Annotated in this window: 13 protein-coding genes; 4 read left to right on the forward strand and 9 right to left on the reverse strand. The window is 71.9% G+C overall.

Features of this window, described 5'->3' with window-relative positions:
* The first annotated feature begins 118 nt into the window (after positions 1 to 118).
* On the forward strand, positions 119 to 703 hold the full coding sequence (locus ACFY9E_RS31935; RefSeq protein ID WP_390989814.1) for a S4 domain-containing protein: 585 nt from the start codon (positions 119 to 121) through the stop codon (positions 701 to 703).
* 74 nt (positions 704 to 777) lie between these two features.
* Here the strand turns inward: ACFY9E_RS31935 and ACFY9E_RS31940 are convergent, their stop codons facing one another.
* The 3 genes from ACFY9E_RS31940 to ACFY9E_RS31950 all read right to left on the reverse strand — a co-directional run bounded on the left by ACFY9E_RS31940 (position 778) and on the right by ACFY9E_RS31950 (position 3,070).
* Positions 778 to 1,242 (reverse strand): DoxX family protein, encoded by a 465-nt coding sequence (locus ACFY9E_RS31940; RefSeq protein ID WP_390989817.1) that lies wholly within the window; start codon positions 1,240 to 1,242, stop codon positions 778 to 780.
* A 119-nt stretch (positions 1,243 to 1,361) separates the two neighbouring features.
* Positions 1,362 to 2,054, reverse strand: a complete 693-nt coding sequence (locus tag ACFY9E_RS31945) for a methyltransferase domain-containing protein (protein WP_390989819.1) — start codon at positions 2,052 to 2,054, stop codon at positions 1,362 to 1,364.
* 104 nt (positions 2,055 to 2,158) lie between these two features.
* Positions 2,159 to 3,070, reverse strand: a complete 912-nt coding sequence (locus tag ACFY9E_RS31950; protein WP_390989822.1) for an acyltransferase domain-containing protein — start codon at positions 3,068 to 3,070, stop codon at positions 2,159 to 2,161.
* A 74-nt stretch (positions 3,071 to 3,144) separates the two neighbouring features.
* Between ACFY9E_RS31950 and ACFY9E_RS31955 the strand changes: the two genes are divergently transcribed.
* The gene (locus tag ACFY9E_RS31955; RefSeq protein ID WP_390989825.1) at positions 3,145 to 3,408 is read left to right on the forward strand and encodes a DUF6343 family protein; all 264 of its coding nucleotides are present in this window, start codon (positions 3,145 to 3,147) and stop codon (positions 3,406 to 3,408) included.
* Between the two features lie 19 nt (positions 3,409 to 3,427).
* On the opposite strand, the gene ACFY9E_RS31960 is transcribed toward ACFY9E_RS31955, so the two are convergent.
* From ACFY9E_RS31960 to rpsA, 4 genes are all read right to left on the reverse strand, one after another.
* Positions 3,428 to 3,808, reverse strand: a complete 381-nt coding sequence (locus ACFY9E_RS31960) for a tetratricopeptide repeat protein (RefSeq protein WP_283969766.1) — start codon at positions 3,806 to 3,808, stop codon at positions 3,428 to 3,430.
* Between the two features lie 50 nt (positions 3,809 to 3,858).
* Positions 3,859 to 4,479 carry a dephospho-CoA kinase gene (coaE, locus tag ACFY9E_RS31965; RefSeq protein WP_390989828.1) on the reverse strand — a complete coding sequence of 207 codons (621 nt, stop codon included), beginning with the start codon at positions 4,477 to 4,479 and terminating at the stop codon, positions 3,859 to 3,861.
* Positions 4,480 to 4,534: 55 nt separating this feature from the next.
* The gene (locus ACFY9E_RS31970) at positions 4,535 to 5,473 is read right to left on the reverse strand and encodes a PAC2 family protein (protein WP_390989831.1); all 939 of its coding nucleotides are present in this window, start codon (positions 5,471 to 5,473) and stop codon (positions 4,535 to 4,537) included.
* Between the two features lie 237 nt (positions 5,474 to 5,710).
* On the reverse strand, positions 5,711 to 7,210 hold the full coding sequence (rpsA, locus tag ACFY9E_RS31975) for a 30S ribosomal protein S1 (protein ID WP_352116718.1): 1,500 nt from the start codon (positions 7,208 to 7,210) through the stop codon (positions 5,711 to 5,713).
* A gap of 315 nt (positions 7,211 to 7,525) precedes the next feature.
* Here rpsA and ACFY9E_RS31980 point away from each other — a divergent pair, with 315 nt between their 5' ends.
* Together ACFY9E_RS31980 and hrpB are read left to right on the forward strand one after the other, a co-directional pair.
* Complete coding sequence (locus ACFY9E_RS31980) at positions 7,526 to 8,386, forward strand: methyltransferase domain-containing protein (protein ID WP_390989834.1); 861 nt, start codon at positions 7,526 to 7,528, stop codon at positions 8,384 to 8,386.
* Between the two features lie 48 nt (positions 8,387 to 8,434).
* The gene (hrpB, locus tag ACFY9E_RS31985) at positions 8,435 to 10,957 is read left to right on the forward strand and encodes an ATP-dependent helicase HrpB (RefSeq protein WP_390989836.1); all 2,523 of its coding nucleotides are present in this window, start codon (positions 8,435 to 8,437) and stop codon (positions 10,955 to 10,957) included.
* Here the strand turns inward: hrpB and ACFY9E_RS31990 are convergent.
* Together ACFY9E_RS31990 and ACFY9E_RS31995 are read right to left on the reverse strand one after the other, a co-directional pair.
* Positions 10,947 to 11,939 carry a porin PorA family protein gene (locus ACFY9E_RS31990; RefSeq protein WP_390989839.1) on the reverse strand — a complete coding sequence of 331 codons (993 nt, stop codon included), beginning with the start codon at positions 11,937 to 11,939 and terminating at the stop codon, positions 10,947 to 10,949. The two genes, hrpB and ACFY9E_RS31990, sit on opposite strands and share 11 nt — an antisense overlap.
* Before the next feature lie 25 nt (positions 11,940 to 11,964).
* A complete protein-coding gene (locus tag ACFY9E_RS31995) occupies positions 11,965 to 12,099 on the reverse strand; it encodes an SPW_0924 family protein (protein ID WP_107426737.1) in 135 nt (44 codons plus the stop codon).
* Positions 12,100 to 12,213: the final 114 nt, after the last annotated feature.

Genomic DNA, 12,213 nt, shown 5'->3' on the forward strand with positions numbered 1-12,213 from the left:
GGAGGGTAGGCCGCCCGGCTCATTCGCAAAAGAGTTTTTGCAAAACTTGTTTGGCATACCGGGATCGGAGGGCGATATCCCGCCCGGCGGGGCGACCCGGAGGACTAAGGTCGGGGGCATGGCTTCTCAAGGTGCGGAGTACGAAAGGACGGACGGGCCCGAAGAGACGGCGCCCGAGTCCTCCGAGGCCGCAGGCGTCTCCGGCAACAGCGACACGAAGGCCCTGGATCCCAAGGTCGCCGCGGCGATCGCCACTGCCGAGGCCGCGGGCCCGCAGGGCGGCACGACCGTGCGCGTCGACAGCTGGATCTGGTCCGTCCGCCTCGTCAAGACCCGCTCCATGGGAGCCACCGCCTGCCGGGGCGGCCACGTCCGCGTCAACGGCGAGCGCGTGAAGCCCGCACACGCCGTGCGCGTCGGTGACGAGGTGCGTCTACGGCACGAGGGGCACGAGCGGGTCGTCGTCGTCACGCGGCTGATCCGCAAGCGGGTCGGGGCCCCCGTGGCCACCCAGTGCTACATCGACAACTCCCCGCCGCCCCCGCCCCGCGAGGCCGTCGCTCCCGCCGGTATCCGCGACCGCGGCGCGGGCCGCCCGACGAAGCGGGACCGCCGCGAGCTGGAACGCCTCCGCGGCCTGGGCGGCCCCGGCCCGGTCCCCGGTCCTGGCGCCGGCCCCGGCTTCGGCAAGCCGAAGCCCTGACACCGAGCGGCACGCCGGCGCCCGAGAGGAGTCCCTCGGCCTCCCGGACGCCGCCGCGGTCGCACGCGAGACGGTCAGGCCTGTCGCCTCAGCAGTCGCACCAGGTCGGCATTGTGCCCCCGCCTCGCCCAGGCGATGAGGGCGAGCGGCACGATCAGGATGAGCGGCGTCGCCGCGTACTGGCCGTCGAAGACGGCTATCTGCACGATGAACGCGCCCACCATCAACGCGCCCAGCGCCATCGCCGCCACCGACTGGAGCACCGGGACCAAAAGGGCGATGGCTCCAGCCAGTTCGAGCACGCCGATGGTGTACATCCCCGCGCTGCCCCAGCCGAGCCGCTCGAAGGACTCGGCGGCCGACGCGTGCCCGATCAGCTTGGGCAGGGCGCTCGGGATCGCGTAGAAGAGGGCGAGCAGCACCTGCAGCGTGCGCAGCGCGATCCGGGCACGCCGCCCGCGAGCGGTCGCGGACTCGGCGATGACGACGTCGGCCGGGGTGGAACCGACGGCGGGGACGGAAGCGGTGGCCTTGGGCATGGAGGTCTCCTGGGGAAAGCGGTCCGTGCTGGTGTCGGAGAGGTAGACCGCCCCACGGGCCCGGACTCATCGCCCGACGCGGGGCGACTTCGGCCGGGCCGCCTTTCCGCCGGTGCCGTCTAGACCGCCGGCACCGCCCGGACCCATGTCCGGTCCTCTGTCAGATAGCGGTCCACCTTCAGGCCCACTTCCGCCAGCGCCTCCTCGAACTGTTCCTTCGTCAGAGGTCGTGCGCGGAACGTCTGGGTCCAGACCGCGTCCGGGAACTCGTACTCGGCGCGTACCGAGTTGACCCCGTCACCCACCGGCTCCGACGACGCGATCCGCACGGTGAAGCCGCCGGGGTCCTTGCGCTCACGCGGCACGTTCTCGTGGTAGTCCTCGCCTTCGCGCTGGATCAGCACGCCGCCGCCCTCCGCGACATGACGCACGCAGGTGCGCAGGATGCCGCGCCGCACCTCGGTGTCTCCCGCGTGCACGAGGAACGACGCGAGCAGCACCACGTCGAACGTCTCGCCCAGGTCCAGCTCCTCGATCGGGCCGCATATCGTCCGCGCGCCGCGCACGCGCTCCAGCATGGAGGCGGACTCGTCCACCGCCGTGACCGTGAAGCCCAGGTCCAGCAGGGCGTGGGTCAGGCGTCCGACCCCGCTGCCGAGCTCCAGGATGTGCGCGCCGCGCGGCGCCGCGGCGGCGATCACATCCGGTTCGTTCCCGACGGGCAGCCGTGAGTAGAGCTCCACCGCGCAGCCGTCCGGGGTGATGTCCCCGGGTCCCGTCCCCTCGTACCCCTCACGCAATTTGCTCTCCATGCCCGTCCAACGGGCCGCGTCCGCACGCCCGTTCCCGCGACGGCAGTCTTCACTCGACCGAGTGAACGGGGCGGTGGGCGCCGGGAGGTGAGGACCGTGGACGGCTACAGCGGAAACCAGCCGTGCCCGATGTACCAGTGACCGCCCGCCCGCAGATGGTCCCCCACCGCCCGCTCCACCGACGTGCGCCTCGGCAGGCCGGCGGCCGGCAGGTCCGGGTCTCCGAAGACGAACCGGACGGGCTCGGTGTCCGCCTGTTCCGGCTCCTCACCGGGGTCGCGGCCGGCCCGAAAACGTTCCTGGAACCGGACGATGTTGGAGTCCGGGTCGAGGTGGCGCTTCAGCTGCGGGTCGAGCAGCCAGGAATGGCACACCGCCACCCGGTACCGCTCCCAGGGGAAGTGGCGGGCGAAGAAGTCCCGCGCCAGCTCCAGGGAACGGTCGCAGGCCGCCGGTGACAGCGGTCCGAGGAAGTCCGGAATGTGCAGGTTCAGGCAAGGCTCCCCCGGTGCCGCGTCCAGCCCGGCCGCCGCCATCGCCCGCCCCGTCCGCTGCCCGAGGCGGGCCCGCTCGAACTGGAGCCGTCCCAGCTGGAACAGCTCGCCCCGGAAGTGGTGCGTGAGCCACTGGGGAACCTCCATCCCTCCCCTGCCGCGCCGCCGTCGGTGGAACGCCATGTTCCGCCCCAGGTCGGCGAGGGTGCGGCGGCTGACGTCGGCCGGGACACCCCGCTCGCGGTGGTACGCGCGCGTGTGCGGCAGCGCCGCGACGAACACGTACACGGCGAAGTGCGCACCCAGCGCGGCCGGGGCTTCGGTGACGCGCTCGGCGAGCGGCACCTCGACGCCGACCTCTCCGATGTCCCGCACCAGCTCCTCGACGCACTCCCCCAGGAGCCTCATGGCCCCGGCATCCGCCGCGAGCGTCCGCCGCAGGGCGACCAGGTCGTTGATGTCCTCGTGCGGCACCGCGAGGTCGAGCAGGATCTCGGGCAGTGTGTCGGTGTCCGGCAGCATGCGCGGCTCCCCCCGTGGACCTTGGTGAACCCTCGCCACGAAGAGTACGTTGCAAGCAGGAGTGGTGATCGACGATGCGTACAGGCAGTGAACCGCGGACCGCGCGCAGTGCCCTGCGGGCGCGCTTCTGGCTGAGCCTGTGGGGGCTGCTCTGGGCGCTCTTCGGGACGGTGGCGTTCGTGATCGTCGGGCGGACCGGCTGGGCCATCGCCTGCGGTGTGCTGCTGGTGATCGTCACGATCGACCTGGCCGTCGTCCTGCGGCACATCCGCCAGGGCCCGCACTACCAGCCGGGCCCCGACATCCCGCCCTACCCGCCGCCGGACGATCGCCCCTGAGGCAGACGGGGGCGGCCGGTCAGGAGTCGAAGCGCGCGGCCTTCAGGAACTCAGGATTCGGATCCAGCGCGGCCGCCAGGCGGAAGTGGCGTTTCGCCTGGTCGGGGCGGCCCTGCCGCTCATAGGTACGGGCGAGCGCGAAGTGCGCGAAGGCGTTGTCCGGCTCCCGCTCCAGGACGATCTGGAACTCGAGCTCCGCCGGCCTCAGCTGCGCCGCCGCGAAGAAGGCACGCGCCCGCAGCAGCCGCGCCGCGGTGTTCTCGGGGTGCGTGGCGATGACGCCGTCGAGCAGCTTCACCGCGCCCCGCGGGTCCCGCGCCGCGAGGAGTTGCTCGGCGGCACGGAAGTCGATGACATGCGTCTCCGGGGTACGTCCGGTCGAACCGCTGGTCTCGGGCACGGCACAGTCCTTCCCTCACTGCACGGGTTCAACGCCCCCCGGGGGTGCCGCTATTCCGCGGGAGACGGCCGGGACGCCTGCGACCTGCGCACCAGCTCGGCCCACACGTCCGTCACGCGCTGCTCCAGCTCCCGGAGCGGGACGTCGTTGTCGATGACGATGTCGGCGATCTCCCGGCGCTGCTCACGCGTCGCCTGGGCGGCCATCCGCGCCCGGGCGTCCTCCTCGGTCATGCCGCGCAGCCGCATAAGCCGGTCGAGCTGGGTCTCGGGGGCCGCGTCGACGACGATCACCAGGTCGTACAGCGGCGCCAGACCGTTCTCCGTGAGGAGCGGGACGTCGTGGACGACGACCGCGTCCTCGGCGGCGGCCTCCTCGAGCTCGCGGGAGCGGGCACCGACCAGCGGGTGCACGATCGCGTTGAGGGTGGCGAGCTTCTGCGCGTCGGCGAAGACGATGGCGCCGAGGCGGGGCCGGTCCAGGCTGCCGTCGGCGGCGAGGATCTCCTCGCCGAAGGCCTCGACGACCGAGGCGAGCCCCGGCGTCCCCGGTGCGACGACCTCCCGCGCGATGCGGTCCGCGTCGATCAGCACGGCCCCGCACGCGACGAGCAGCCGTGACACCTCACTCTTGCCGGCACCGATGCCGCCGGTCAGGCCCACCTTCAGCATGCCCCGCAGCTTAGGCCCTGCTTCTGACAGGGTCCTCGCCCAGGTCCTCCTGGGATCAGTTGTCGCCTTCTCGTTCCGCCAGGAACTTCTCGAACTCCTGACCGATCTCGTCCGCCGACGGGATGTCCACCGGCTCGGCGAGCATGTTGCCGCGGGTCTCGGCGCCCGCGACGGCGTCGTACTGGTGCTCCAGGCCCTCGATGAGCGCGGTGAGGTCCTCGTCGCCCTCGCGGATCTGCCGGTCGATCTCCGTCTGGGTGCGGTGGGCGTCCGAGCGCAGGGCGTGGGCGATGCCGGGCAGCACCAGTCCGGTCGCCGCCGTGATGGCCTCCAGGACCGTCAGGGCCGCGTCCGGATACGGGGAACGGGCGATGTAGTGCGGGACATGGGCGGCGACACCCAGGACGTCGTGCCCGGCCTGGAGCAGGCGGTACTCGATGAGGGACTCGGCGCTGCCCGGCACCTGCGCCTCCTCGAACGGGCTGGGGTGGCCCGGGACGAGGTCGGTGCGGTTGCCGTGCGGGGTGAGGCCGACGGGCCGGGTGTGCGGGACGCCCATGGGGATGCCGTGGAAGTTGACCGAGAGGCGGACGCCGAGCCGCTCCACGATCTGCTGCACGGCGGCGGCGAAGCGCTCCCACTCCACGTCCGGCTCGGGGCCGGACAGCAGCAGGAAGGGCGCCCCGGTGGCGTCCTGCACGAGCCGCACCTCGAGGGCGGGGTCCTCGTAGTCGGCCCAGCGGTCGCGCTTGAACGTCAGCAGCGGGCGGCGGGCGCGGTAGTCCACGAGCCGGTCGTGGTCGAAGCGGGCGACGACCTGGTGGGGCAGGGAGTCGAGCACCCGGTCGACGATCTGGTCGCCCGTCTCGCCCGCGTCGATGTATCCGTCGAAGTGGTAGAGCATGACAAGTCCGGCCGACTCCTGGGCGAGCGCCATGTCGACGACGGCCAGGCCCTTCGGCTCCCATGCGTACAAACCCTGCGGATCAAGCACAGTGACCGCTCCTCCTCGTGTTCACACTCCACAACGCCCGTGCGGGCGTGGGCATTCCCGCGGGAGGAGAATCATGATCTTGCCGGCGGGAGGGCGGCGGCCTGACGGGACGCGGGGAACCGTGCGACACACCCCCACCCGGCCGCATCCGACCGCCCGGCCCGCTCACGGCAACGCCAAGGGGCCGCACCTCGAAAGGTACGGCCCCTCGGTCAGGAGCTACAGCTCAGTGGGCGTTCAGCTCTGCCCACCGGCCAGCTTCTCGCGAAGCGCGGCCAGCGCCTCGTCCGAGGCCAGCGCGCCGGAGTTGTCCGGGCCCTCGGAGGAGTACGAACCGCCACCGCCGCCGGACGCGGCCGGAGCGGCAGCCTCGCCACCCTCGGCAGCGGCCTTCTCGTCCGCCTCGCGGGACTTGATGACCTGCGCCTGGTGCTGCTCGAAGCGCTGCTGCGCCTCGGCGTACTGGGTCTCCCACGCCTCGCGCTGGGTCTCGTAGCCCTCGAGCCAGTCGTTGGTCTCGGGGTCGAAGCCCTCGGGGTAGATGTAGTTGCCCTGGTCGTCGTACGACGCGGCCATGCCGTAGAGCGTCGGGTCGAACTCGACCGAGGCCGGGTCCGAACCGAAGGACTCGTTGGCCTGCTTCAGCGAGAGGCTGATGCGACGGCGCTCGAGGTCGATGTCGATGACCTTGACGAAGATCTCGTCGTTGACCTGGACGACCTGCTCCGGGATCTCCACGTGGCGCTCGGCCAGCTCGGAGATGTGGACCAGACCCTCGATGCCCTCGTCCACGCGGACGAACGCACCGAACGGAACCAGCTTCGTGACCTTGCCGGGCACGACCTGGCCGATCTGGTGGGTGCGGGCGAACTGCTGCCACGGGTCTTCCTGGGTCGCCTTCAGCGACAGGGAGACACGCTCGCGGTCCATGTCGACGTCGAGGACCTCGACGGTGACTTCCTGGCCGACCTCGACAACCTCGGACGGGTGGTCGATGTGCTTCCAGGAGAGCTCGGAGACGTGGACCAGGCCGTCGACGCCACCCAGGTCCACGAAGGCACCGAAGTTGACGATCGAGGAGACGACGCCGGAACGGACCTGACCCTTCTGGAGGGTCGTGAGGAACGTCTGGCGGACCTCGGACTGGGTCTGCTCCAGCCAGGCACGGCGGGACAGGACCACGTTGTTGCGGTTCTTGTCCAGCTCGATGATCTTGGCCTCGAGCTCCTTGCCCACGTAGGGCTGGAGGTCGCGGACGCGGCGCATCTCGACCAGGGAGGCCGGAAGGAAGCCACGGAGGCCGATGTCGAGGATGAGACCACCCTTGACGACCTCGATGACGGTACCGGTGACGATCCCGTCCTCTTCCTTGATCTTCTCGATGGTGCCCCAGGCACGCTCGTACTGGGCGCGCTTCTTCGAGAGGATCAGGCGGCCTTCCTTGTCCTCCTTCTGGAGAACAAGGGCCTCGATCTCGTCACCGACGGCGACGACCTCGTTGGGGTCGACGTCGTGCTTGATCGAGAGTTCGCGGCTCGGGATCACGCCTTCGGTCTTGTAACCGATGTCGAGCAGGACCTCGTCCCGGTCGACCTTCACGATGACGCCGTCGACGATGTCGCCGTCGTTGAAGTACTTGATCGTCTCGTCGATCGCGGCGAGGAAGGCTTCCTCGTTACCGATGTCGTTGACCGCTACCTGCGGGGTGGTGGCGGTGGTCTCGGTGCTGCTCGTCATGTGGGAAAGGGCTCCGGTACGGACATTGAAGTCGTAGGTACTGCTACGCCGGGAGCCCGTTTCGCTCTGCAGAAGCCGGACAGCCAAGGAAGCACCACTCAAAAAACGGTGGTGCCTCGACAACCGAGGGGACATACATACAGATGCGAGCGCAGCCTGCTACGTCTGAGGTGCGCAGGCCCGCAGCGCAACTTGTAGCATACGGGGGCAGCCGGGCAGGGTCAATGCGCGAAGCCGCCCACGCGGGGCGGATCGCCGCATACCCGGCACAAGTCCTGACGTCCGAGGCCACGCAGGCCGTACGACGCCCCCTTTGTGCCACCGCCGGGACCGGCTGGACGGAAGAGTACGACGAGGGAGCCGATCATCCAAGAGTCCGAAGCGTCCGAACCCGAGGCCACCCGGCGTGATGCCGATGTCACGGAAAGCTCCCGGGCCAATCGTGGCTGGTGGGACCGCAACGCGGACGAGTACCAGATCGAGCACGGCACGTTCCTCGGCGACGACCGCTTCGTGTGGGGCCCCGAGGGTCTCGACGAGGTGGAGGCCGAACTGCTGGGCCCCCCGGAGGGGCTGAAGGGCCGGGACGTCCTGGAGATCGGTGCCGGCGCCGCCCAGTGCTCGCGGTGGCTGACCGCCCAGGGTGCGCGCCCGGTCGCCCTCGACATCTCGCACCGGCAGCTCCAGCACGCGCTGCGCATCGGTGCTTCCTTCCCCCTGGTGTGCGCCGACGCCGGTGCGCTCCCCTTTACGGACGGCTCGTTCGACCTGGCCTGCTCGGCGTACGGGGCGCTGCCCTTCGTCGCCGACCCGCGCCAGGTCCTGCGGGAGGTGCGCCGGGTGCTGCGGCCCGGCGGCCGGCTCGTCTTCTCGGTGACGCATCCGATCCGCTGGGCCTTCCCGGACGAGCCCGGGCCGGAGGGGCTGTCGGTGTCGGGTTCGTACTTCGACCGCACGCCCTACGTCGAGCAGGACGACGAGGGCCGCGCGGTGTACGTCGAGCACCACCGCACCCTCGGCGACCGGGTCCGGGACGTCGTGGCGTCCGGCTTCCGGCTGGTCGACCTGGTGGAGCCGGAGTGGCCGGCCTGGAACACCTCCGAGTGGGGCGGCTGGTCGCCCCTGCGCGGGAACCTCATCCCCGGCACGGCGATCTTCGTGTGCGAGCGCGACTGAGGCACGCGCGCGTGGGAGCGTCCCTCCCGGGCGTACGACACTGAGGGCGTGATCCGTTACGACGCCCTGGACTCCCTGCCCGTACGCGGTGCCCTGCCCGCCCTGGACGACGCTCTTCAGGGGCACGGCACCGCCGTCCTCGTGGCGCCGCCGGGAACCGGCAAGACGACCCTGGTGCCCTTGGCGCTGGCGGGGCTGCTCGGGACGGGGCCCGAGCAGCGGGTGATCGTGGCCGAGCCCCGGCGGATCGCGGCCCGGGCCGCGGCACGCCGGATGGCCTGGCTGCTGGGCGAGAAGCCCGGGGAGAGCGTCGGCTACACCGTGCGCGGCGAGCGGGTCGTCGGGCGGCACACGCGCGTGGAGGTCGTCACGACCGGCGTGCTGGTGCAGCGGCTCCAGCGGGACCAGGAGCTGGCCGGCGTGGACGTGGTGGTGCTCGACGAGTGCCACGAACGGCACCTGGACGCGGACACGGCGGCGGCGTTCCTGTGGGACGTACGGCAGACGCTCAGGCCCGAGCTGCGGCTGGTGGCCGCCTCGGCGACGACCGACGCCCAGGGGTGGGCGCGGTTGCTGGGCGGGGCGCCGGTGGTCGAGGCGCACGGGGCGGCGTATCCGGTCGAGACCGTGTGGGCGCCGCCGGTGCGTCCCGTACGGCCGCCGCACGGGATGCGGGTCGATCCGGCGCTGCTGACGCATGTGGCGTCCGTGGTCCGGCGTGCGCTGGCCGAGCGGGACGGGGACGTGCTGTGTTTCCTGCCGGGCGTGGGCGAGATCGCCCGGGTCGCCGGGCAGCTCGGAGGGCTCGGGGACGTCGAAGTGCTCCAGGTGCACGGGCGGGCGCCGGCGACCGTGCAGGACGCGGTGCTGCTGCCCGGGGAGCGGCGGCGGATCGTGCTGGCCACGTCCGTCGCGGAGTCCTCGCTGACGGTGCCGGGGGTGAGGGTCGTCGTGGATTCGGGGCTCGCGCGCGAGCCGCGGGTGGACCACGCGCGCGGGCTGAGCGCGCTGACGACCGTACGGGCGTCGCAGGCGGCCGGCCGGCAGCGGGCGGGACGGGCCGGGCGTGAGGCGCCGGGGGCGGTCTACCGCTGTTGGGCGGAGGCCGAGGACGCGCGGCTGCCGCGGTATCCGTCGCCGGAGATCAAGGTGGCCGACTTGACGGCGTTCGCGTTGCAGGTGGCGTGCTGGGGTGATCCGGACGCGTCCGGGCTGGCCCTGCTGGACGGGCCGCCGAGCGGGGCCATGGCGGCGGCGCGGGATGTCCTGACGGCGGTGGGGGCGGTGGACTCCTCCGGGCGGGCCACCGAACGGGGAGTCCGGCTGAGCCGGGTGGGGGTGCATCCCCGGCTGGGGCGGGCGCTGCTCGACTCCGTCCCGTTCCTGGGGGCCGGGAGGGCCGCGGAGGTCGTGGCGCTGTTGAGCGAGGAGGCCCCGCGGGAGTACGGCGACGATCTGGCCGGTGCGTTGCGTCGTGCCCGGCGTGGGGGTGACGCCTATGCCGCGCGGTGGCGCAGTGAGGTGCGGCGGCTGCGGGCCGTCGATTCCGGTGTTTCCCACCCGGCTGGCGCTGAGGACGCGGGGCTGGGGGACCTCTCCGAAGAACAGCAGGTCGGGCTTGTCGCCGCTCTCGCCTTTCCCGAGCGTGTCGCCAAGGCCGACGGCGGGTCGTATCTCATGGCGTCCGGGACGCGCGCCGAGGCCGGGGACGGGAGCGCGCTGCGCGGTTCCCCGTGGATCGCCGTCGCCATGGCCGACCGGCCCGTCGGCAAGGGGCACGCGCGCGTGCAGCTCGGGGCTGCCGTCGACGAGGAGACGGCCCGGCTCGCGGCCGGCGCCTTGCTGGAGGAACGGGACGAGGTCGGGTGGGCCGACGGGGACGTCGTGGCGCGGCGGGTGGAGCGGCTCGGGGCCGTGGAGCTGGCGGTGCGGGCGCTGAGGGACGCCGACCCCGGGCTCGTGCGCGACGCGCTGCTCGACGGGCTGCGGCGGGAGGGGTTCGGGCTGCTGCGGTGGTCGGCCGAGGCGGGCGTCCTGCGGCAGCGGCTCGCGTTCCTGCGCCTGCATCGCGGGGACCCCTGGCCGGACGTCTCCGACGAGGCGCTGCACGCGCGCGTGGAGGAGTGGCTGGAGCCGGAGCTCGGCCGGGCGCGGCGGCGGGCCGATCTGGCGCGGATCGATGCCGGGCAGGCGCTCACCCGGCTGCTGCCCTGGGCCGGTGGGGAGGCCGGGCGGCTCGACGAGCTGGCTCCGGAGCGGATGACCGTGCCGAGCGGGTCGAAGGTCCGGATCGACTACTCCCGGCCCGAGCAGCCCGTGCTGGCGGTGAAGTTGCAGGAGATGTTCGGACTCCAGGAATCGCCCCGGGTCGCCGGGGTGCCGCTGCTGGTGCATCTGCTGTCCCCGGCCGGGCGGCCGGCCGCCGTCACCGCCGATCTCGCCTCGTTCTGGCGGGACGGCTACCGGGGCGTGCGGGCGGAGCTGCGGGGCCGGTATCCGAAGCATCCGTGGCCCGAGGACCCGGCGGGCGCCGAACCGACCCGGCACACCAACGCGCGGCTCAGGCGCTGACCGACGACGGTGACTCGGCCGCCGTGGGGGCCGGGCCCGGGGAGCGGCGTCCGCGGGCCTCCAGGTACAGCGCGAGCGCCAGCAGGAGGGCGCCCAGGGTCAGGAAGCCCCACGGGAGATAGGACGTCATCAGCAGGATGAGCAGACGCTGGGACGTCACCAGGTCGACCGTGTGCGTGATGTAGTCCTCGCGCATCTTCACGTGCCCGGCGAAGGCGGTCACCTTGTCGCGGTCGCCAAGGAGGGCGCCGCCGCGCAGTTCCTCCTTGTGGATCTCCTCTCCGTAGACGGGGGCGCCGGTGAGGGGTTCGACCCAGAACTTGCGGACCGTGGTGTACCAGCGGGTGGTGCCGGTCCGGGCGACCGCCTCGGGAGTGAGGCCCTTCACGGGCAGGGTCCTGGGGATCTTCACCTTGGTCCAGGGGATGGTCTGCTCGAAGTAGTAGACCTCCACACCGCGGAAGTCCTCGGTGCCCTTGTACTCGATGGGCGCGGTGACCCGGGCCTGTGCGTCGAAGTACGCGTAGTCCCGCTTCTCCGTGAGGAAGGGCCACTTGAACTCGATGCCCCGGCGGCGTACCGGGTCCCCGTCGACCATCTCGCCGGTGGCGTGAACGGGGTCCTGGGTGTGGGCGTCGAAGATGTAGCGCTCGGGGATCTTCGACACCATCTTGCCGTCGGGGCCGACGACGTAGGACAGGCCGTCCCAGACGACGACGTCCCGGCCGGCCGACTCCTCGATCCGTTCTGAGGCCTCCACGTTGCCCTTGAGGGTCTGCACGATGGTCACCTTGGGGACCTTTTTCGCCCGCATCGTGGCGTAGTCGAGGAGGGTGGCGTCCTTCGCCTCGAGGACCATGTCCTGGTACTGGTGCGCCGGGACCTTGGCGAGGCGTGGGAAGGCGTACCAGCGCAGCAGTGGGGACAGGGCCGCGAAGAACACGGCGAGGGCGAGCAGGACCAGGCCGGCCTTGCGGCGCATCTCGGCCTCCCTCCCGGGCGGGCGGTCAGGGGTGTGCGGGCACCGTCGTCAGCAGCGGCTTCGGGGACGTCCCGCCCGAGGGGGAGCCGAGGGCGGTCAGCGTCAGGACCACGGCGAACGCGAGGGCGAGACCGGTGGCGGCGGCGATGAGGGCGCGCATACGGAGCCTCCCCACGGGTCGTGACGGCAGAACTGATACACCGTCAGGTTTCTCGGCACCGTAGCAACGCGCGGCGGAGATGAGAACACGTTGCACACACAACGACGCCCCTCT

Origin of the sequence: Streptomyces sp. NPDC012466 (assembly GCF_042955215.1) — a bacterium.
In the GTDB taxonomy this organism is placed as follows: Bacteria; Actinomycetota; Actinomycetes; order Streptomycetales; family Streptomycetaceae; genus Streptomyces.